This is a genomic window from Parazoarcus communis SWub3 = DSM 12120 (assembly GCF_003226565.1).
GTDB classification, from domain to species: Bacteria; Pseudomonadota; Gammaproteobacteria; order Burkholderiales; family Rhodocyclaceae; genus Parazoarcus; species Parazoarcus communis.
The window spans coordinates 247,134-265,383 of the sequence record NZ_QKOE01000004.1; the positions used below are offsets into that span (position 1 = coordinate 247,134).

General features: G+C 61.2%; 21 protein-coding genes and 2 tRNA genes. 10 read left to right on the plus strand and 13 right to left on the minus strand.

Going from position 1 to position 18,250, the window contains the following annotated elements:
- Positions 1–13: 13 nt before the first annotated feature.
- Genes DNK49_RS08180 through cydP form a run of 5 tightly spaced genes read right to left on the minus strand, consistent with a single transcriptional unit; the run spans position 14 to position 3,390 of the window.
- Positions 14–304: a cyd operon YbgE family protein gene (locus tag DNK49_RS08180; RefSeq protein WP_110523845.1), complete on the minus strand. Its 291-nt coding sequence runs from the start codon at positions 302–304 to the stop codon at positions 14–16.
- Positions 301–441 carry a cytochrome bd-I oxidase subunit CydX gene (gene cydX / locus DNK49_RS08185; RefSeq protein WP_110523846.1) on the minus strand — a complete coding sequence of 47 codons (141 nt, stop codon included), beginning with the start codon at positions 439–441 and terminating at the stop codon, positions 301–303. The genes DNK49_RS08180 and cydX overlap by 4 nt, the downstream gene beginning before the upstream one ends.
- A 24-nt stretch (positions 442–465) precedes the next feature.
- Positions 466–1,608 (minus strand): cytochrome d ubiquinol oxidase subunit II, encoded by a 1,143-nt coding sequence (gene cydB / locus DNK49_RS08190; RefSeq protein ID WP_110523847.1) that lies wholly within the window; start codon positions 1,606–1,608, stop codon positions 466–468.
- Positions 1,609–1,622: 14 nt separating this feature from the next.
- Positions 1,623–3,185: a cytochrome ubiquinol oxidase subunit I gene (locus DNK49_RS08195; RefSeq protein WP_110523848.1), complete on the minus strand. Its 1,563-nt coding sequence runs from the start codon at positions 3,183–3,185 to the stop codon at positions 1,623–1,625.
- Positions 3,175–3,390 (minus strand): cytochrome oxidase putative small subunit CydP, encoded by a 216-nt coding sequence (gene cydP / locus DNK49_RS08200; protein WP_110523849.1) that lies wholly within the window; start codon positions 3,388–3,390, stop codon positions 3,175–3,177. Before cydP ends, DNK49_RS08195 begins: the two co-directional genes overlap by 11 nt.
- A 171-nt stretch (positions 3,391–3,561) precedes the next feature.
- Here cydP and DNK49_RS08205 point away from each other — a divergent pair, with 171 nt between their 5' ends.
- Positions 3,562–4,881 (plus strand): sigma-54 interaction domain-containing protein, encoded by a 1,320-nt coding sequence (locus DNK49_RS08205; RefSeq protein ID WP_110523937.1) that lies wholly within the window; start codon positions 3,562–3,564, stop codon positions 4,879–4,881.
- A 289-nt stretch (positions 4,882–5,170) separates the two neighbouring features.
- Here the strand turns inward: DNK49_RS08205 and DNK49_RS08210 are convergent, their stop codons facing one another.
- Positions 5,171–5,518, minus strand: a complete 348-nt coding sequence (locus DNK49_RS08210) for a hypothetical protein (RefSeq protein ID WP_110523850.1) — start codon at positions 5,516–5,518, stop codon at positions 5,171–5,173.
- Between the two features lie 161 nt (positions 5,519–5,679).
- On the opposite strand from DNK49_RS08210, the gene DNK49_RS08215 reads away from it, so the two are divergent.
- Positions 5,680–6,114 carry a ProQ/FINO family protein gene (locus tag DNK49_RS08215; protein ID WP_110523938.1) on the plus strand — a complete coding sequence of 145 codons (435 nt, stop codon included), beginning with the start codon at positions 5,680–5,682 and terminating at the stop codon, positions 6,112–6,114.
- A 5-nt stretch (positions 6,115–6,119) separates the two neighbouring features.
- Positions 6,120–6,602, plus strand: a complete 483-nt coding sequence (locus tag DNK49_RS08220) for a CreA family protein (protein WP_424445017.1) — start codon at positions 6,120–6,122, stop codon at positions 6,600–6,602.
- 31 nt (positions 6,603–6,633) lie between these two features.
- Here DNK49_RS08220 and DNK49_RS24085 read toward each other — a convergent pair whose 3' ends face one another.
- Complete coding sequence (locus DNK49_RS24085; protein ID WP_165843291.1) at positions 6,634–6,795, minus strand: hypothetical protein; 162 nt, start codon at positions 6,793–6,795, stop codon at positions 6,634–6,636.
- Positions 6,796–6,954: 159 nt separating this feature from the next.
- On the opposite strand from DNK49_RS24085, the gene DNK49_RS08225 reads away from it, so the two are divergent.
- The 5 genes from DNK49_RS08225 to DNK49_RS08250 all read left to right on the plus strand — a co-directional run bounded on the left by DNK49_RS08225 (position 6,955) and on the right by DNK49_RS08250 (position 11,618).
- Positions 6,955–7,030 (plus strand) — tRNA-Thr (locus DNK49_RS08225).
- Between the two features lie 465 nt (positions 7,031–7,495).
- A complete protein-coding gene (locus DNK49_RS08235; RefSeq protein WP_110523853.1) occupies positions 7,496–7,732 on the plus strand; it encodes a helix-turn-helix domain-containing protein in 237 nt (78 codons plus the stop codon).
- 221 nt (positions 7,733–7,953) lie between these two features.
- A complete protein-coding gene (locus DNK49_RS08240) occupies positions 7,954–8,814 on the plus strand; it encodes an HDOD domain-containing protein (RefSeq protein ID WP_110523854.1) in 861 nt (286 codons plus the stop codon).
- A gap of 157 nt (positions 8,815–8,971) precedes the next feature.
- Positions 8,972–10,609, plus strand: coding sequence for a methyl-accepting chemotaxis protein (locus tag DNK49_RS08245; RefSeq protein ID WP_110523855.1), 1,638 nt, complete (start codon positions 8,972–8,974; stop codon positions 10,607–10,609).
- Positions 10,610–10,664: 55 nt separating this feature from the next.
- Positions 10,665–11,618: a YihY/virulence factor BrkB family protein gene (locus DNK49_RS08250; protein WP_110523856.1), complete on the plus strand. Its 954-nt coding sequence runs from the start codon at positions 10,665–10,667 to the stop codon at positions 11,616–11,618.
- Here the strand turns inward: DNK49_RS08250 and DNK49_RS08255 are convergent.
- The 6 genes from DNK49_RS08255 to DNK49_RS24090 form a co-directional block, all read right to left on the minus strand.
- Positions 11,605–12,336: a S1 family peptidase gene (locus tag DNK49_RS08255; protein ID WP_110523857.1), complete on the minus strand. Its 732-nt coding sequence runs from the start codon at positions 12,334–12,336 to the stop codon at positions 11,605–11,607. The two genes, DNK49_RS08250 and DNK49_RS08255, sit on opposite strands and share 14 nt — an antisense overlap.
- A gap of 48 nt (positions 12,337–12,384) precedes the next feature.
- Positions 12,385–12,819, minus strand: coding sequence for an RNA polymerase-binding protein DksA (gene dksA, locus DNK49_RS08260; RefSeq protein ID WP_110523858.1), 435 nt, complete (start codon positions 12,817–12,819; stop codon positions 12,385–12,387).
- A gap of 387 nt (positions 12,820–13,206) precedes the next feature.
- Positions 13,207–13,662: a YqaA family protein gene (locus DNK49_RS08265; protein WP_110523939.1), complete on the minus strand. Its 456-nt coding sequence runs from the start codon at positions 13,660–13,662 to the stop codon at positions 13,207–13,209.
- A gap of 251 nt (positions 13,663–13,913) precedes the next feature.
- A tRNA-Met gene (locus tag DNK49_RS08270) sits at positions 13,914–13,990 on the minus strand.
- 50 nt (positions 13,991–14,040) lie between these two features.
- On the minus strand, positions 14,041–15,600 hold the full coding sequence (locus DNK49_RS08275) for a L,D-transpeptidase family protein (RefSeq protein WP_165843292.1): 1,560 nt from the start codon (positions 15,598–15,600) through the stop codon (positions 14,041–14,043).
- The gene (locus DNK49_RS24090) at positions 15,557–15,739 is read right to left on the minus strand and encodes a hypothetical protein (RefSeq protein ID WP_165843293.1); all 183 of its coding nucleotides are present in this window, start codon (positions 15,737–15,739) and stop codon (positions 15,557–15,559) included. Before DNK49_RS24090 ends, DNK49_RS08275 begins: the two co-directional genes overlap by 44 nt.
- A gap of 59 nt (positions 15,740–15,798) precedes the next feature.
- Between DNK49_RS24090 and DNK49_RS08280 the strand changes: the two genes are divergently transcribed.
- Positions 15,799–16,527 (plus strand): murein L,D-transpeptidase catalytic domain family protein, encoded by a 729-nt coding sequence (locus DNK49_RS08280; RefSeq protein WP_110523860.1) that lies wholly within the window; start codon positions 15,799–15,801, stop codon positions 16,525–16,527.
- 151 nt (positions 16,528–16,678) lie between these two features.
- Complete coding sequence (locus DNK49_RS08285; protein ID WP_110523861.1) at positions 16,679–18,196, plus strand: extracellular catalytic domain type 2 short-chain-length polyhydroxyalkanoate depolymerase; 1,518 nt, start codon at positions 16,679–16,681, stop codon at positions 18,194–18,196.
- Positions 18,197–18,250: the final 54 nt, after the last annotated feature.

Consider the following 18,250-nt stretch of genomic DNA (forward strand, 5'->3'; position numbering starts at 1 on the left):
CGTGTCTGCCGGCTCAGCCGATCAGCCACAGTCGCGCCAGCCCCGCAGTCAGCGCGAGCAGACACGAGGCGGGTGAGAACAGCGTGCGCCAGACGACATGCCGAGGGCGAAAGCCCACCCCGGAGATGAAGCCGGTGCTCATTGCCCAGAACAATGCGGTCGCTGCCCAGTGGTCCGCTGCGCCGGCTGCACTCGCCAGTACATTTGGATAGATCGACGTGCCCAGCATGATCATGATGGCCAGTGCCAGCAGGCCCGGACGCAAACGGCCTGCAGGTGCCGCCGGAGTGGCTGTGCTGCTCATGGCGTGCTCTCCGGATGCTCCCCGCGCGCTTCGCGCAGGGCGTCTTCGCGGGCGCTTTCGTTCTCGCCCCACAGTGCATTCAGGATGGCCAGCAGCACGGCGAAGCCGATACCCAGTACCCAGGCGAAATACCACATGGTGACGCTCCTTTATTGACCGGCTCAGTAGGCCGAGTGTTCGTTTTCGCGGATGTAGGCCGTCGTGACCTTGCCGGCCATGACTTTGTAGGCCCAACTGGTGTAAAGCACGATGATCGGCATGAAGATCAGGGTTGCCCAGAACATGATGCCCAGGGTGCGCTGGCTCGAAACCGCATCCCAGACGGTCAGGCTGGCGTCAGGCATGGTGGAGGACGGCATCACGAAGGGGAACATCGAAACCCCTGCGGTACCGATGACGCCGACGATGGCGAACGACGATGCGACGAAGGCAGCCAGCGTGCGGCGGGTGGCGACCAGTGCCAGGGCCGCGATGCCGCCAAGGTAGGCGAGGGCGGGTACGATCATCGTCAATGGGGCGGTGGCGTAGTTGGTGAGCCAGGCGCCTGGCTGTTGAGCCACGGTCTTGGACAGTGGGTTGGGGAGGGCTGCCGGGTCGATGACCGAGGTGATGGCGTAGCCGAACCCGCCTTTCGCCAGCCACACGCCGGCTGCCGAGAAGCCCAGCAACATCAACGCGCCGAAGATTAGCGCGGCAGTGACGGCCCGCCGCTGGATATCGCCTTCGGTGCGGTGAGCCAGGTAGATGGCACCATGAAAGGTGATCATCGCGGTGCTGACCACGCCGGCGAGCAAGGCAAAGGGGTTCAGCAGGCCCCAGAAACTACCGGTGTAGTACGGCACCAGGCTGTCGTCGAAGTGGAAGGGCACACCTTGCAGCAGGTTGCCGAAGGCGACGCCGAAGATCAGCGGCGGGACCGCGCCGCCAATGAACAAGCCCCAGTCCCAGGTGCTGCGCCAGGTGGCGTTGTGGATCTTGCTGCGGTAGTCGAAGCCCACCGGACGGAAGAACAGCGCCCAGAGTACCGCCAGCATTGCCCAGTAGAAACCCGAGAACGCAGTGGCATAGACGATGGGCCAGGCGGCGAAGATGGCGCCGCCGCCCGTGATGAACCAGACCTGGTTGCCATCCCAGTGTGGGCCGACGGTATTGATGACGACGCGACGTTCCTCGTCGTTGCGGCCGACAAAGGGCAGCAGGGTGCCGACGCCCATGTCGTGGCCGTCCATGATGGCAAAACCGACCAGCAGTACGCCGACCAGCAGCCACCAGATGAGTTTGAGGGTGGGGTAATCGAAGATCATGACTAGGCTCCGGATCAAGCGTGGGCGTGGTGGGCTTCGTTCAGGTAGCGGCCGGTGCCGAGACTGCCCGGGCCCTGGCGGGCGAAACGCACCATCAGGTACATCTCGACGATCAGCAGTACCGTGTAGAAGCCGACGAAACCGGCCAGCGAGCCGTAAAGGCTTTCGACCGTCAGCGTGGAGACCGACAGGTGGGTGGGGAGCACGCCGTAGATGGTCCAGGGCTGACGACCATATTCGGCGACGAACCAGCCCATCTCGCAGGCAATCCAGGGTACGGGCAGGAACCACAGTGCCCAGCGCAGCAGCCAGCGGCGCTCGGCGAAGTCGCCCTTCACCGAGTACCACAGGGCCAGGCCGAACAGCGCCAGCATGGCGAAGCCGAGCGCGACCATGATGCGGAAAGTCCAGAACAGCGGTGCGACCTTGGGCAGGGTGTCGCGGGCGGCGCGGTCGATCAGTTCAGGTGTGACTTTGTCCATCGAGCGGACATACTTCTTCAGCAGAAGCCCGAAGCCGAGGTCGGCCTGCACCTTGGCGAACTCGGTGCGCAAGGTTTCATCCTTCGGCGCCTTGCGCAGGGCTTCGAGCAGCCTGACGGCCTCGATGCCAGTGATCACGCGCTCGCGGTTGGCGGCGTAGATGGCGTTGAGGCCGGGCAGTTCCTTGTCGAGCGAGCGCGTGCCGATGAGGCCCATCACCCAGGGGATGTGGATGGCAAAGTCGTTTTTCATCTCTGCTTCGTTCGGTACGGCGATCAGGTTGAAGCTGGCCGGTGCCGGTTCGGTCTCCCACATGGCTTCCATCGCCGCGAGCTTGGTCTGCTGTGCCTCGCCCACGGTGTAACCGGATTCGTCGCCGAGCACGATGACCGAGCAGATCGAGGCAAAGCCGAAAGCTGCCGCGATCCGGAAGCTGCGTTTGGCAAACTCCACGTCACGGCCGCGCAGCAGGTAGAAGGCCGAGATCGACAGCACGAACATCGCGCCGGTCACATAACCTGCGGACACGGTATGCACGAACTTGCCCTGTGCCACCGGGTTGAAGATCACGGCCCAGAAGTCGGTGAGTTCCATGCGCATGGTTTCGAAGCTGAATTCGGCACCCACCGGGTTCTGCATCCAGCCGTTGGCGATCAGGATCCACAGCGCGGACAGATTGGTGCCCACCGCCATCAGCAGGGTGACAAGCAGGTGCTGCTGGCGCGACAGTCGATCCCAGCCGAAGAAGAACAGGCCGATGAAGGTCGACTCCAGGAAGAAGGCCATCAGGCCTTCAATGGCCAGCGGTGCTCCGAAGATGTCGCCAACGTAGTGCGAGTAATAGGCCCAGTTGGTGCCGAACTGAAATTCCAGGGTGATGCCGGTGGTGACGCCGAGGGCGAAGTTGATGCCGAACAGTTTGCCCCAGAAGCGGGTCATGTCCTTGTAGATGACCTTGCCGGTCATGACATAGACGCTTTCCATGATGACCAGCATCCAGACCATGCCGAGCGTGAGTGGCACGAACAGGAAGTGGTACATCGCAGTGGCGGCAAACTGCAACCGCGACAGGTCGACGAGTTGTTCACTGACCATGGGGTTCTCCATCAGTGTGGGTTTGTTGTTTTGCGGGAAGCGGGGCGGCAAGCTGCACTGCCATTGCGTCGTGGTCGACCGGTACGCGGAACTCGCGGACGAAGCCCCACCACAGCGCAGTGATGACGATCAGTTTGAGAATGACGACCCATACCAGATCGCGGACCAGGCGACGGTCGGTCAGACGCGGGGGTGGCAGTGACATGGCGGGCTCCAGACAGATCTGCCTGTTCCATATCAAGCACCGTGCCAGCGTGAATGACTTTGTAATAAATGTTATTAAACAGTATGTTATGAGTATGTTGCAGGTTGTGAGCTGGCATTTCAGATGCCGTGGTGGCATGATCTGGCAGTCTTCTGTCAGGAGTGGCAGTTCATGTCCAGGCCATCCGTCCCCAGTCGTGTGCTTCCCGAACTGGTTTCCTTTCTCGAAACGCTCGCCGAGCCTCACATCCTGTGCGACCGCGAATATCGGGTGATTGCCGCGAATGCGGCCTACCGGGCCAACTTCTCGACCGGACGTAGCGTGGTGGGGCGCGCCTGCTACGAGGTGTCGCACCACTACAGCGTGCCTTGCGACCAGGCAGGCGAGACCTGCCCGCTGGCGCGCAGCCTGAAGTCAGGTCAGCGCGAACGTGTGCTGCACCTGCACCACACGCCGCGCGGCGAGGAGTACGTCAACATCGAGTTGTCCCCGGTGCGCGACGGCGAGGGCGCGATTGCCTGGTTCATCGAAAAGATGGAACCGATGCATGTCGCCCGAGGGCTCTCGGATCATCGAGGGCTGGTTGGGCGGGCGCCCGCTTTTCAGTCCATGCTGGAACTGGTCGCGCGGGCAGCACCGTCGGATGCAAGCATCCTGCTTCAGGGGGAGTCCGGGACCGGTAAGGAGTTGGTCGCCAATGCGATTCACGAGGCCAGTCGGCGGGCGGAGCGCCCATTTGTCGCAGTCGATTGCTCGGGCCTGCCGGAGACCTTGTTCGAGAGCGAGGTATTTGGTCATGAGCGTGGCGCCTTTACCGGCGCCAGTGCGCGCAAGCCGGGCTTGATCGAGGCAGCCAGCGGCGGCACCTTGTTTCTGGATGAGGTGGGGGACATTCCGCTGGGCATGCAGGTCAAGCTGCTGCGGTTGCTCGAGACCGGAACCTATCGGCGGGTTGGCTCGACCGAACTGCGCAAGGCCGACATCCGCCTTGTCAGCGCGACGCACCGCCCACTTAAGGATATGGTGGAACAAGGCCAGTTCCGTCAGGATCTGTATTACCGCATCAACACCTTTCCGATCCGTGTGCCGCCGTTGCGAGACCGGATCACCGATTTGCCCATGCTGGTCGCTTCGCTGCTGGAGCGGGTGGCGCCCAAGCGCCAGCTGTCGGTCACCCCGGCAGCGATGCGTGTGCTGGCGCAATACAGCTTTCCGGGCAATGTGCGTGAGCTGCGAAATGTACTCGAGCGCGCGAGCCTGATGTGTGATGGTGAGTCGATAGGCGTGGAGCACCTGGCCGAGGAACTCAGTCAGGAGCCGCTACACGCCGTGATCGGGGTGGGTGCCCGTCCGCTCGATCTGGCGGGGATGGAGCGCAAGGCTTTGCAGGCGCTTGTGGAGGCTCATAGGGGGAGTCGCCGCGAGCTTGCGCGCAAACTGGGAGTCAGCGAACGGACGCTTTATCGCAAGCTCAAGGCGTTGGAGGCCTGAGCCGGTCACGACTGCTGTCACGAATCCGCCGAAACCGGCAGTTGAGCGACGATGTGGGCAGGGTGTGGCAGTCTTTTGTCGCGGACGGCAGGCTGTGGATGTTCATGATTCTATATAAATCATCAGGATGCGCTTCCGAAGAGCGTCGAGGCACTCTGGCACGACACTTGATAAGGGTAAGGTGTGAAGCAGGCGCGATGACGTGACGCGAATGACGTGTCGAGTCGCCGCCGACTACCCCAACCCCTGGTGATGCGCTGTTCGACGTATTGCGCATCGTGAGCCTGCTTCATTTTTTTGTGCTGTCACGTGGCGTGTTTGAATCAGGCAGGTCATAACGATCCGCGACATAGGCGGGGCCCTTCATCACGAAGACAATGACGCAGAAGATCGCCACGGTCAGAATCACGGTCCAGTGCAGCACGATTGCAGCGATGACCCAGATATCCACCATCTGCAACGCGCGTAGCGCCTCGTTGCTGCGGTCTCCCCACCAGTAGACGCGTGCCAGCAGGGCGGCCGCCATGCAGATGCTGGTACCCACCAAGGTGATCATGGGGAGTTTGCGTAGCACGGCACGCTCGGGGCCGGGTGGCTCGGTTCGAGAGCCTGGCAGGCGTTTCCAGGTTTTTTCCATGATCAGGGCTCCCGATAGCAATCTGGTATTTCGACATCCTCAAGATCCCGGGGTTCGTCCGGTGGCGTCATGAACAGGGTAGGCGGTGACCGACAAACCATAGCCGTCCATGAGGGATCGGCTCAGGTAGAATGCGCCATTCGATGACTTTTTGCAGCGCCATGACCGCCGACACTCCTTCCTCCAAGCCAGCGCTCGAGCCGCGGGCATTGCTCCAGAAACTGCAGACAGCGTCGCCGACGTTTCGCGACTGCAAACCGTTGGCAATTCGCATCGATACGGCCATCATGGAGCGCTTTCCCGAGTTCGAAAAAAAGACCCTGCGTAGTGCGTTGCGTATGCACACTGCGTCTACCCGCTACCTGAAAGCCATGGAGCGTGCATCAGAGCGCTTCGATCTGGACGGCAATGTAGCTGGCGAAGTCACGGAGGAACAACGCGCACACGCATCGACTACCCTAAAGGAGCGTTTCGCGGCGGTAGCCAAGCAGCAGCGGGCCAAGCGCGAAGAGGAAGAGGCCGCTCGCAAGAAAGAAGAGGCCGAGCGCAGGAAGCACGAGAAGTTGCAGCAACTGGTGAGCAAGTTCGGCAAGTGAGCTTCGTGCGCCCGCTTTCGAGGCTAGTAGCGGCGACGGCCCTGTCGCTGGTGGTGTCGGCGCCGGCTTGGGCTGAAACCGTGGGTGAGGTTTCCACAGTGTGGAAGCTCATTGGGCCGAATCATAAGGTGGTGGTCGAGGCATACGACGACCCGCGCGTCGAGGGGGTGACTTGCTATGTCTCCCGCGCGCGTACAGGTGGTTTGTCCGGCGCAGTTGGTCTGGCCGAAGATCGCTCGGACGCATCGATTGCCTGCCGCCAGGTTGGCCCCATCCGTTTTCGCGAGCCCGTACCGCAGCAGGAAGCGGTTTTCTCCGAACGCTTGTCCGTGCTCTTCAAGCGACTGCAGGTTGTTCGTATGGTCGACAGCCGGCGCAATGTGCTGGTCTATCTGACCTATTCCGACAAGCTGATCGAGGGCAGCCCCAAGAATAGTGTCACGGCCGTTGCCGTAGATCGCACGACACCCATCCCTTTGCGTAAGTAAGGGACCGGGTCCCGCATGGCACCGGGTCTTATCACCACAGGCTGTGCTCTTCACCCGGGCGTGTCCGCATCATCCAGGCGCCTGCCGCGCCCGCCAGCACCAGTGCAATGCCGCCACCCGTGTAACCGATACCCATGGATAGCCCGGCCAGCAGACCAAAACCCATCAACACCCGATTAACCGAAACTTTCATGCTGCCTCTCCGTGAAGGGAACAGGGAACTTCGCTACTGCTTTCGATAGCTGTAATTTTATACAGTAAACGGGAAAAGTGAACCCCAGTCTTACTGCGCTTGTGCGTCGTTGACTTCCGGTTTCTGGTACTTCAGCTATAATCGCGCCCTCATCAAGGCGCCCTTGTAGCTCAGCTGGTAGAGCAGCGGTTTTGTAAACCGAAGGTCACGGGTTCGATTCCTGTCGGGGGCACCAGTAAAATCAAGGGCTTGCAGCGATGCAAGCCCTTTGCGTTTATGGCCGGTGTTACCCTCGGGTCAGGTTTCGGCTCAACGAAATTCCGGAAATCGCATGCCTGTACCCGCCAAGCCTCTCATCACCGCAAGCGTTACGCGCCGTACTGCCTCCTTTGACGGGAGCGCAGAATAAGCTGCTCCAGGAATCTCGTTTTCCAACGCGATCGGCTTGTGATCGATGACCGATATTCGGTCGTGGATCGAGCGCAGACCTCGTTGGCGGCCGCCGAATGGGTTGTGGACATTTCTCGGCTTTTTCCCGACATCTGGAAGCAACCCGGAATGCCCGGCAAGGCGGAGCCGGAGGCCGAATCATGCATATTTCCCCAAATGTTCACTGCCGACAGTCAGAGCAGTGCGTAACAATTTATGCGAATGCTATAGCTAAAGTTACAATAGGCTTTTGGGAGTAGATAGGTCGGTCATGAAGCTGAAGATATACAGTGGTGCCGAGATCCGCGACATGCGCAAGAGGCTCGGGTTGACGCAGTCTGAGTTCTGGTCGCGCTTCCAGGTCACTCAGTCAGGATCAAGCCGGTACGAGACCGGGCGGGATATTCCGGAGCCAATCCAGTTGCTCCTCAATATTGCACTGGGCACAGACCTCAAGATGACCTCGATCGTCAATGAGTTGCGTGAGCTTCGGAAGTCCGGAAAGTAAAGGTTTCAAGGGGGCGTATGAAACGGAATATGTGACCACGCTTCGAGACCATGATTGTTGGCGTCTGTCGGGGGCTCCACGGAAAACAGGTAAAAAGACCAATCCTATCGGGTTGGCCTTTTTGCTTTCCGCCTGATGGAGTAGAGTGAAAGCGTACAGAACAAAGATATCCGGGCGGATCGGTGGGGCAGTAGCAGACTGATCTGGCGCAGGGAGGGCATATGGACGCGTTCGAACTGCAGGCTAAGGCTTTCGTTGAGCGTATCGAGACCGAGCTTGATGCGCGCAAGCTCAATTTTCCGGTGTCGATGGAGCTCTCGCTGCGTGTCAAGCGCTTGGCAGATGACCCGGATTCCAGTCTCGATCAGATCGTCACCGTGGTGCAGGCAGAGCCGGTGCTGGCAGCCAAGACGATACGCATGGCCAATACGGTTGCGCTGAATCCCTACGGCGCAGTCATCGATTCTGTCGGGATGGCGATACGACGCATTGGTCTGTCGGCGCTGCGCAGCCTTGCGCTTGCGGTCGCCGCCGAACAGATGGCTGGCGATCACCGTTCTCCCAACATGCGCATGCTGGCTTACGGGTTGTGGCTGCGATCGGTGGACGTTGCATCCTGGTGCTTTGCCCTGGCGCGTCGTACGCATGCAGCCAATCCTGACACCGCATTGCTTGCTGGCATGATGACTCACATCGGCCAGTTCTTCCTGATTGCGCGTGCGGCGGATTATCCCGAGATGGAGCACAGCATCGACCGTTTTGCTGCGTTGGTCGAGGGCTTGCACGAACGCGTCGGCATGGCTGTGCTCGAGGCGTTCGACATGCCGGAGTCCATTCTGGACAGCCTGGTGGAGGAGCAGGGCTATGTCGGCACCTGGCCGCCCGCCGAGTTGCTGCACATTGTGCGGCTGTCTGCGCTGGTATCGGAACACCCGAACCCGTTCGATCGCATGCTGGGGCGTAATCCGCCCCGCGGTCCAGCAGCATCGACGCAGTTTGGCATTGATCCGGCGGAGCTTCAGCCCTTGCTGGACGATTCACACGACGAGCGACAACAGATCCTCGATGCCGTACGCGGTTGAGCGGGCTTTTCCCTGATAGAGACTGGCGTTGGCGTGATGTATGGCGGATTGAGGCAGGCCTTGACGTCGCCTGGGTTGATTAGCGCGCGCTAAAGTTCCTGCTTGCCCTGCCGTTAGATCGCTGCCTGCATGGGGTGTTTGAACAGGGAGAATCAAAATGAACCAGTTGAAATTGCGGACGAAGATTGCGCTCCTGGTTTTCGCAGCATTTGTCGGATTGGTTGCAACCAGCCTGATCGCCGCTTTTGCGGTCAAGCAGGATCTGATGAACGGACGCAAGCTGCAGGTCGAGTCAGTCGTCCAGTCTGCCTATCAGATGGTCGCCGGACTGCAGGCTGCGGCGGCCAAGGGCGAGATCTCGGAGGACGAGGCCAGGCGTACAGCGCTGCGTGCCCTGCAATTGATGCGCTATGGCGGCACCGACGGCAAGGCAGAATATCTTTACGTCTGGACGAGCGCGGGGGTTTCGGTGATGCATCCGGTGCGACCGGAATGGGCGGGTCGAAACATGACCGAGGAGATCCGCGACGGTGCCGGGCGTTATACGATCAAGGACATCATCTCGGTCGCCAGGGCTTCGGGCAGCGGGTTTGTCGACACGTCCTTTCCGCGCCCTGGTCAGACGGTTGCGGTGGACAAGTTGCAATACATCATGACCTTTCAGCCTTGGGACTGGGTGATTGGTACAGGGGTCTATGTCGATGATGTCGCCAACGATTTTACGCGTCGCCTGACTCAGGATCTGCTGATCGCTGGTGCAATCGTGCTGGTGATCATTGGCATCGGCGTGTTCATCGCGCGCTCGGTTCTGCGCCAGATCGGTGGCGAGCCAGCTGAGGCGATGGCCTTGATGGAGCGCGCGGCGGCCGGTGATCTGACTGTCGACGTGCGTTCCGCCGTCAGCGGCAGCATGCTCAGCGGGCTGGGGCGCATGCTGGCAGCCATCCGCGACACCATCGGGCAGATCTCTGCGGGGTCGACCAAGCTCATGGAGACTGCAGAGAGCATCTCGCACGCTTCCAGCGAAGTGGCGACGGCTGCGCAGCGTCAGGCCGATTCAACATCGGCAATGGCGGCGGCCATTGAACAGATGACGGTGTCGATCAACCACATTTCAGATGGGGCCCGTGAGACCGAGCGTGATTCTTCGGTTGCAGCCGAGATGGCGGAAACCGGCGAGCGACGGGTGTCCAGTGCATCATCTGAGATGCATAGTATCGAGCGTTCGGTCAGTTCAGCAGCTGATCAGTTGCGTACGCTGGAGAGTCGTACCAACGAGATCTCGTCGATTGCCAATGTCATCAAGGAGATCGCGGCGCAGACCAATCTGCTGGCGCTCAACGCCGCCATCGAGGCCGCGCGTGCGGGGGAGCAGGGTAGGGGGTTTGCGGTAGTGGCCGACGAGGTGCGCAAGCTTGCCGAGCGAACCTCCACGGCGACCGAAGAGATCGGGGCAATGATCGGCGCCATCCAGAGCGGGACGGCGAATGCAGTTGGCGCAATGGAGGGCGTTCTGCCTCAGGTGGCGCACGGTGTCGAGTTGGCGCAGCAGGCTGCGCAGTCCTTGCGGGATATCAAGGCTGGTGCGGCCACGACGCTGGATCGCATCCGTGATGTGGCGCTTGCTACCCAGGAGCAGAGCGCTGCAAGCAATGCCATCGCGCAGCAGGTCGAGGGTATTGCCCAGATGGTGGAAGAGACCAGTGTCTCCATGCAGAATACGGCTGGCTCGGCCAACACGCTCGAGCAGGTTGCGCGGGATCTGGGTACTTTGGTCGCCCGTTTCCGTTGTTGATTCCTTGAATGGGCGGAGTCTTCCGGTCGGAAGGCCCCGCCTGCCCGGAGCGCGGATGAGTGGCTGGTTGAGGTATTGGTACGGTGTCGGGCAGCGAACGCTCAAGATATGGCTGGATGCGCAGGTGTTCATCCATGCAGCGGCACTGGCATTCTTTACCGTGTTTTCGGTTGCACCGGTGGTCATCGTTGCGGTGACCATTGTCGGTCTCGTGCTGGGAGAGCGGGCCGCCCACGGCGAGATCGCTGCCCAGCTTCAGGCGGCCATCGGCCCTGAGGCCGCGGAGGCGGTGCAGACGGCCGTGGCGGGTAGCCGCATCCAGCATTCCGGATTATTGCCGACGATAGCCGGTTTTGGTGCCATGCTGTTCGGTGCGACGACCGTGTTTGCGCAGATGCAGAATTCGCTCAATGCAATCTGGGGGGTTGCACCCAAACCCACCCGCAACAGCGTGCTGATCTTCATCAAGGGGCGCCTGTTGTCGCTGACGGTGGTGTTGGGTATCGGTTTTGTGTTGCTGGTTTCACTTGCGCTCAGCGTGGGGGTGCGCGCTGCGGTAACCTTCGCGCAAGACTGGCTGCCGCTTCCGGCTCCGGTATTGCTTGGTATCGACTGGGTGGTGTCGCTGATCGTCGTTACCCTGCTTTTTGCCACCATCTTTCGTGTGCTGCCCGATGTCATGCTGGACTGGCGTGACGTATGGCTTGGGGCCCTTGTTACCGCGTTGTTGTTTGCGTTGGGACGATCATTGATTGCCCGTTATCTGTCCACCACCGCAACTGCATCTGCCTACGGAGCGGCGGGCTCACTGGTGATGCTGCTGATGTGGGTGAATTACTCGGCGCTGATTCTGCTGTTCGGTGCGGCCTTTACCCGGGCCAACGTCGAAGCGCGGGGGGTGTCCGTGCGACCCCGGGCAATGGCAGTGTGTGTGAAGAGTGTCTTGCTCGAGGAGCAGGCCGCTGCGGCCGCTCCGGTACCGAAGCCAGTTGGGCTCAGGCTTCCGTAAGCTTCAGCAGGATATCCGCGTACCAGGCGCAGTTCAGGCCGAGGGCTTCGTCGAGCTGGCGATCGCGGGTGCCGACGTCCAGGCGGGCGGAATGCACGCCGAGCAATTGCCATGGCAGACCATCAACGCCCTCTGTCTTGTCCTTGACCCTGATGACCACGGGTCCGCCGCTACCGCCGCGATGGGTACGCGCGTCGGTCAGGAAATATCCCTCACCCTGAAAGCGCAAGCCGAAGGACGATGCCAGGCCTGCCTGACGCACGACAGGCAGGTGATGCAGGGTATCGTGAAAGCCCAAGGGGAAACCCACGATCAGGATCGAGGAGCCGACTTCGACATGCTCGTCCGGCTTGCATAGATGTTCCGGGTTGAATGCACGATAGACCGTACCTTGAGGAAGTGCGCCGCGTTCGATCTCGATCACGGCGACATCGATTTCCCCGGCCGAATCCATACCCTGACGCCATAGGCTGCGGCCCTGACGGTAAAGGGGGATGGAGAAACCGGTTGAACGGGCGATATTTTCCGAATCAACGTGTAGTTCGATTTCGATCCGGTCCGGGAAATGTCTGCTGGGCCTGTCTATCATGACGTGTCGGCTGGTGACCACGAACAGGCGAGAGCCTCGCTCGAAGAAAAATCCACTGGCATTGGTTAGCCTACGCTGCTGCTCAAAGGTGAAGATGGGCGCTGTGGTCAGCAGCAGGGGATCAATCATCGAGTGTTTCCATTCATGGTTGGAGGTGGGGGTATGCAGTCTTGCCGCTCATCCACCCAGGCGTTTGCGTCGCTGTTCGTGACGCTCCTGGGCCTCGAGGGTGTAAGTCGCAGTTGGCCGGGCGAGAAGGCGCGGGATGCCGATTGGTTCGCCTGTTTCCTCGCACCAGCCAAAAGCGTTGTTGTCGATGCGTTGCAGGGCTTCGTCAATCTTGTGCAGCAGTTTACGTTCCCGGTCACGTACGCGTAGTTCCAGCGTGTGATCTTCTTCCAGCGAGGCGCGGTCGGAGGGGTCTGGTGTACTCTCGAACTCCTGCAGATGCAGCGTGGTACTTCGAGCGGATGAGAGCAGCGCGTCGCGTTCGGCACATAAGCGGGCGCGAAAGAAGCTCAATTGCCTGGGGCTCATGTAATCGCTTTCCGGCGCAGCCATTAACTCGGCTTCCGTTGGCAGGGCTGCAGATGGGTCGGGTTGGATCGTCATGAAGGGTCTCCGGGGGCGGGGGCGTGCGGGCTGCAACTCAGTGCGCCGCAACCCGGGCGTAATCGATCGGCAACCAAGCATGAACGCGACTAGGCGGGATTGCTGTTGCCCGTCGCTCACCTTACACCCAAACGTCAAAGCGTAACCGATGAAATTAGGGCTCCAGTTGGTCACGCGTCATGGCTTGAACCGACCAAATGCTGAACCCAGGAAGTCCGCCCGCTCAGGATGCGCCTTATCCCAGGAGGCTGTCGGGCTTGAGGCCGATCTGCTGCGCCAGTGGGAGAAACGGTTCATATCCGCCCGTTTGTTCGTTGCATGGAATGAAATGCGTCTTAAAAACGGCCGAATCTGTCCTCGTTTTCCTCCCCGGCTCGCTACGATCGCTCAAGTCCGACAGCCTCCTAGAAATCCCAGCGTGATGGCGGCCAGTACAAGGTAGCGGCCGAGCTTGGCGATCAGCACGATCAGGGTGAAGCTCCAGAGCGGCTCACGCATGATGCCAGCGACGACAGTCAGCGGATCACCGATGATCGGCATCCAGCTCAGCAGAAGTGACCAGCGTCCGTAGCGGTGATACGTGCGCTGAGCGCGCTGCAATGTGCCTTCACCTACGGGAAACCAGCGGTGTTGGCGCCAGCGTTCGATATAGCGGCCGAGCAGCCAGTTCAGCATCGATCCCATGACGTTGCCGGTCGTGGCGACGGCAACAAGTGCCCATGCTGGCTGTGAGCCCAGTACCAGCAAACCCGCTAGCAGGGCTTCCGACTGCAAGGGCAGAAGGCTTGCCGCGCCAAAGGCGGTGATGAACAGGCCGAAGTAGAGGGCTAGGGATTCAAGCAAGGTCGCTTCCAACGAGTGCCTGGTCGGAGCGGAGGCGTAGACGCCGTTTCCGCGGGTTGTTGGTCTTGAAGGCTAAACCCATCGACGGGTTTGCCATTAACAAGTTTGTGCGCTCGTATGAATGTTTCGAGTGCGCCGGTTTGTGGGCGTGCAAACACTGCGCCGCGTGATACGAATTGGGGCTGGATGATATGAAGCCAGGCCTACAAAGCAAAAGGGCTTACGCATTGCGTAAGCCCTTTTGCTTTGTTTGGTTGCGGGGGCAGGATTTGAACCTGCGACCTTCGGGTTATGAGCCCGACGAGCTGCCAGACTGCTCCACCCCGCGTCGGAGAAACAGAACTATAAACAATGATCGCTCGAAGATCAAGAAAAAAGTTAAAGTTTTTTGTCAGCGATCGATTTTCCAGCTTGATCGAGCTTTGCGCTGAGCATCGCATCGCGTTTGTAAATGTCCTGTCGGAAGACGATACGGCCGTTGTCGTCAGGACCAGCGGTGAGGTAGGCGACGATGATCGGGACGGGCTGGGGAAGGTTCAGGTTGCCTGTCCGGCCGCTCGTCAGCGCCTTGTCGAAGCGGGCCAGATGGCTGTCTCCACCCGGCTCCAGCAACAGTTGGACCAGGTCGAGTGCGTTCTCCACCCGAACGCAGCCGGAGCTGAAGGTGCGCTGGGCCCGTCTGAACTGGCGCTGGTTGGGGGTGTCGTGCAGGTAGATGGCGTAGGGGTTGGCGAAGCGTATGGCGACCTTGCCCAGGGCACTGCCATCGCCAAAGTCCTGGCGCAGCGTCAGGTTGCCTGGGCGGCTCCAGTCGACGGTGGCCGGGTCCAGTTCAGTACCGTCACGGTCAAACACGCGAATGTTGCGGCTGGCGAGGTAGTTCGGGTCGGTGCTGGCCTTGGGGACGATATCCTTTTTGAGAATGGTCGGCGGCACTGTCCAGGTGGGGTTGACGGTGAGATGGGTGATCCGTGAGAACAGCTCGGGGGTTTCACGGGACGGCATGCCAACCTGGGTGCGAGCATGCCAGCGCTCGGTCTGATCGCTGAAGTAGCTGAGTCGGTAGCCGGTGACGTCCACCATCACATGATTGCCGCGCTGATGCGGCGCGATCCATCGGGCGCGCTCGAGGTTGATGCGCAGGCTCGAGAGTCGGGCTTCCCGCGTCATGTTGAGTGCGTGCAGGGTTGCTGGCCCGACAGCGCCATCGGCTTCGAGGCCGTTCTCGCGCTGAAAGGTCTTGACTGCCTCGACTAAGGCGTCGTCCATCTGATCTCCGGCCGCGTGTTCGCTGCCCAGGTGCCTGCTGGCAATCAGGCGCGTACGCAGGCCGGGCAGGCGATCATCGCGCTTGCCTGGTTTGATCGTGAGGCCGGCGGGGACTTGCGGCCACGCGTTTGGTGCCGCCTGTCGGGCGGTAATCAGCGCCTCGCGCAGCTTGAGGTAGAGCGGGGTGCTGGGCCGGAAACGCGCGAACAGCGCATCCAGGTCGTTGTCAGCCAGTGCGGCGAGGGCCTCGGTGGCCGCGGGGAGCGTGGGGGCTGCTCCGTTTGGGCCGCGCCAGTAGCCACCATCGCGCACGGGGTCCAGCACGCCATGCTGGAGGTGGGTGAGTGCAAGCAGGCAATTGCGGGTGGCTGCGAGTTCGGCGGCAAGCCGGTGTTCGGTATTGCTGGCGTGCGCGAAGTCCTGACGCAGCTGTGACAGCGCATAGTGCTCGGGGTCGAGGCCGTCGTGAGTCAGATCGGCAAGTGCGGTGAGCAGTTGTTCACGCCGTGTCGGGGACTGCCATAAGGGCGTATAGGCGCGCCTGGCGTAAACCCCGGATACGTCCGTCTCGCGCAGCTCAGGGGCAGCTTCGAATGTCTGCCGGATGGCGTCTCGAAGCGCTTCGTCAGCGTTGGCCGCGCGCACTGTCTGCAAGGCCGAAAAGACCATGCAGATCAGCAGGATAGCCCGGATTGTGAGGTTTGCCCTTTTTTCCATCTGAGAATTCATCGACTGCCTGATAAGATTCGGCCTGTTTGTGCAAAAGCTTCTGCACCAGCGGATGCTTTCCAACGATATTGACATACAAGATGGATGCCTTGCGTTTGAACGCGGGTCAATTCACGCCAAGCCGGACAAAATTCACGCATGAGCGCATTTTTTCGTCGAGCAGCCCTGCTGCTGGGGTTGCCTGTGGGCGTTTCGTTCGCCCTTCATTCCACCGCGTCGGTCGCCGCTCCACCCGATACGCTGCTGGAGGCGCAGTTGTCCGCTGCGGCCCCGGCCTTGTCGCCGCGCGTACTCAAACTGGCCTTGTCTGCGCTGCAGTGTGCGACCTCGTCGGGCGTGCCTGCGTCAGATCGTCTGGCGGTGATCGACTATTCGCTGTCCTCCAATGTGCCGCGCATGTGGGTGTTCGACCTCAGGTCGCGTCAGGTGTTGCACGAAGAGTTGGTTGCACATGGTCGCAATACCGGCGATGAACTGGCAACGGCGTTCTCCAACCGGGTCGGCAGCAACCAGACCAGTCTGGGGTTGTTCCGCACGGGTGAAACCTATACCGGGCGGAATGGGTATTCCTTGCGCATGGAAGGGCTGGAGCCGGGCATCAATGACAAGGCCTACGAGCGCGCCATCGTCATCCACGGCGCGCCCTATGTGGGGCCCGATTTCATTGCCGAAAACGGTCGGCTCGGTCGCAGTCAGGGGTGTCCGGCAGTGTCCGATGGGGTGGCCCGACGCTTGATCGATGACTTGAAGGAGGGGCAGTTTGTGTTTTCCTACTACCCCAGCCGGGACTGGCTTAATGCGTCGCGCTACTTGCACTGCAACGAGTCTGCGGTGGCTGCGGTGCGGGCGCTCGACGACGAGGGTTGACCGACTGCCGGACGGTAGCTGAGCCTGTGCTCATGTGCCGTCCGGGTTGTTAGCTGCCCTGACAGCCTCGGCGCGCGTGCGGACTTGCTGTTTGCATGATCAAGGTCTATCTTCCGGTTTGCATATTGCATTGCGCAACTGGAGCCAGGCCATGAGCAAGACGATTTTTGTCCGAACACTGTCGGTGTTGTTCCTGTCCGGACTGACGATGCCAGGTCTGGCTCAGTCACCGGTCGATCTGCCGGCGCTGGTGCTCGAGCGCGATCAGATTACCGTGTCCGGCATCTCATCAGGCGCCTACATGGCGGTGCAGTTCGGTACCGCGCATTCGTCAGCGGTCCGGGGGGTGGCTGCGACCGCGGGCGGGCCCTATTTTTGCGCAGGCCGGGATTCGTGGGCGGGGGCAGCAGTCAGCCGAGTGATCGCGCGCTGCATGCAGGGCGATCCGGATTATCCGGTACGGCCGATCAGCGCGGCCGATCTGGATACGATGACGGCGGCCACCCGGGCATGGTCCGCCCGCGGCCTGATCGATGATGTCGCTCATCTTGCCACCCAGCGCATCTGGCTGTTCCACGGTTACAACGACGGTATCGTCAAGCGTCCGGTGGGTGACGCCTTGCAGGCCTGGTACGCGGCATTCGTGCCGGCCGAACAGGTCTTCTATAAAAACGAACTGCGTGCGGCACATGCGCAGATCTCCGCCAGTTGCCCGCTGGAGCAAGGCAGCAGCTGCAACCCGTGCTCGACGACTGGCAGCAACTTCATCAACGTCTGCACTGACGGACCGGCCCCGGCGCCGGTCTATGACGCCGCAGGGGCTGCGCTGCAGTTTTTTTATGGACCGCTGACGCGCACGGTCGGTGCGCTGAGCGGGCAGATGCTGGAGTACGACCAGACGCCCTATGTACAACGTGCCGGCAAGCCGCTGACGCCGATCCGGGCCTCGATGGCCGATCGTGGTTATGTATATGTCCCTGCAGCCTGCGCCGCCGGCGAGCCTTGCCGTCTGCACATTGCCTTTCATGGTTGCCAGCAGCAGGCGGGCCGTGTCGGGCGTGCTTTTGTAGACCATGCGGGTCTCAACGAATGGGCTGATGGCAACCGTATCGTCGTGCTTTATCCGCAGGCCGAGGCGACCGTCGCAGTACCGATCACTCCGTTCAACCCTCAGGGTTGCTGGGATTGGTGGGGCTACAATGACTATGCTTTTGATATGACCGGTCGCTACGCCACGCGCGACGGTCTTCAGATTGCAGCGGTATGGCGCATGGTCGAACGGCTGGCGGGAGGTGGAGAGGGCAGGGTTCAGGCTGGGGCGCCGGTACTGCAGGCGCGCTTGATCGACCGCTCTGCCACGCAGGCTGCGCTGGCGTGGACGCCGGTCGACGGTGCGCAAGGCTATCGCGTCTATCGTGCTGACGCGGGCGGAACACCCGTGTTGCGTGCGACGGTAGAGGGTTACAGCTGGGCCGACGGTGCGCTCATGCCGCAAACCCGCTACCGCTACGAGGTGCGCACCATCGATGCCCAAGGGCGCGAGGGCGCCGCGGTTGTGCTTGAACTCGAGACCGCCGCCGCGGCACCGGAGTGCGATCCCTATTTCTCCCTGGCCAAGGATACCGTCGTGGATGCACGTGGGCGGCCGACCAGCCAGGTTTGTCCCTGAGCGATCGGTGGCGGCGGCGCCTTCAAGGGGGCGCCGCCGCCTGCCCGGTGATGA

Bases quoted from the DNA above. Each gene is read 5' to 3' on its own strand.
- DNK49_RS08255 (WP_110523857.1), bottom strand. From the start codon at position 12,336: ATGATTGATCCCCTGCTGCTGACCACAGCGCCCATCTTCACCTTTGAG.
- DNK49_RS08245 (WP_110523855.1), top strand. From the start codon at position 8,972: ATGAACCAGTTGAAATTGCGGACGAAGATTGCGCTCCTGGTTTTCGCA.
- cydP (WP_110523849.1), bottom strand. From the start codon at position 3,390: ATGTCACTGCCACCCCCGCGTCTGACCGACCGTCGCCTGGTCCGCGAT.
- cydB (WP_110523847.1), bottom strand. From the start codon at position 1,608: ATGATCTTCGATTACCCCACCCTCAAACTCATCTGGTGGCTGCTGGTC.
- dksA (WP_110523858.1), bottom strand. From the start codon at position 12,819: ATGACGATCCAACCCGACCCATCTGCAGCCCTGCCAACGGAAGCCGAG.
- cydX (WP_110523846.1), bottom strand. From the start codon at position 441: ATGTGGTATTTCGCCTGGGTACTGGGTATCGGCTTCGCCGTGCTGCTG.
- DNK49_RS24085 (WP_165843291.1), bottom strand. From the start codon at position 6,795: ATGAAAGTTTCGGTTAATCGGGTGTTGATGGGTTTTGGTCTGCTGGCC.
- DNK49_RS08205 (WP_110523937.1), top strand. From the start codon at position 3,562: ATGTCCAGGCCATCCGTCCCCAGTCGTGTGCTTCCCGAACTGGTTTCC.
- DNK49_RS08215 (WP_110523938.1), top strand. From the start codon at position 5,680: ATGACCGCCGACACTCCTTCCTCCAAGCCAGCGCTCGAGCCGCGGGCA.
- DNK49_RS08240 (WP_110523854.1), top strand. From the start codon at position 7,954: ATGGACGCGTTCGAACTGCAGGCTAAGGCTTTCGTTGAGCGTATCGAG.
- DNK49_RS08180 (WP_110523845.1), bottom strand. From the start codon at position 304: ATGAGCAGCACAGCCACTCCGGCGGCACCTGCAGGCCGTTTGCGTCCG.
- DNK49_RS08275 (WP_165843292.1), bottom strand. From the start codon at position 15,600: ATGGTCTTTTCGGCCTTGCAGACAGTGCGCGCGGCCAACGCTGACGAA.
- DNK49_RS08250 (WP_110523856.1), top strand. From the start codon at position 10,665: ATGAGTGGCTGGTTGAGGTATTGGTACGGTGTCGGGCAGCGAACGCTC.
- DNK49_RS08235 (WP_110523853.1), top strand. From the start codon at position 7,496: ATGAAGCTGAAGATATACAGTGGTGCCGAGATCCGCGACATGCGCAAG.
- DNK49_RS08210 (WP_110523850.1), bottom strand. From the start codon at position 5,518: ATGGAAAAAACCTGGAAACGCCTGCCAGGCTCTCGAACCGAGCCACCC.
- DNK49_RS08195 (WP_110523848.1), bottom strand. From the start codon at position 3,185: ATGGTCAGTGAACAACTCGTCGACCTGTCGCGGTTGCAGTTTGCCGCC.
- DNK49_RS08285 (WP_110523861.1), top strand. From the start codon at position 16,679: ATGAGCAAGACGATTTTTGTCCGAACACTGTCGGTGTTGTTCCTGTCC.
- DNK49_RS08280 (WP_110523860.1), top strand. From the start codon at position 15,799: ATGAGCGCATTTTTTCGTCGAGCAGCCCTGCTGCTGGGGTTGCCTGTG.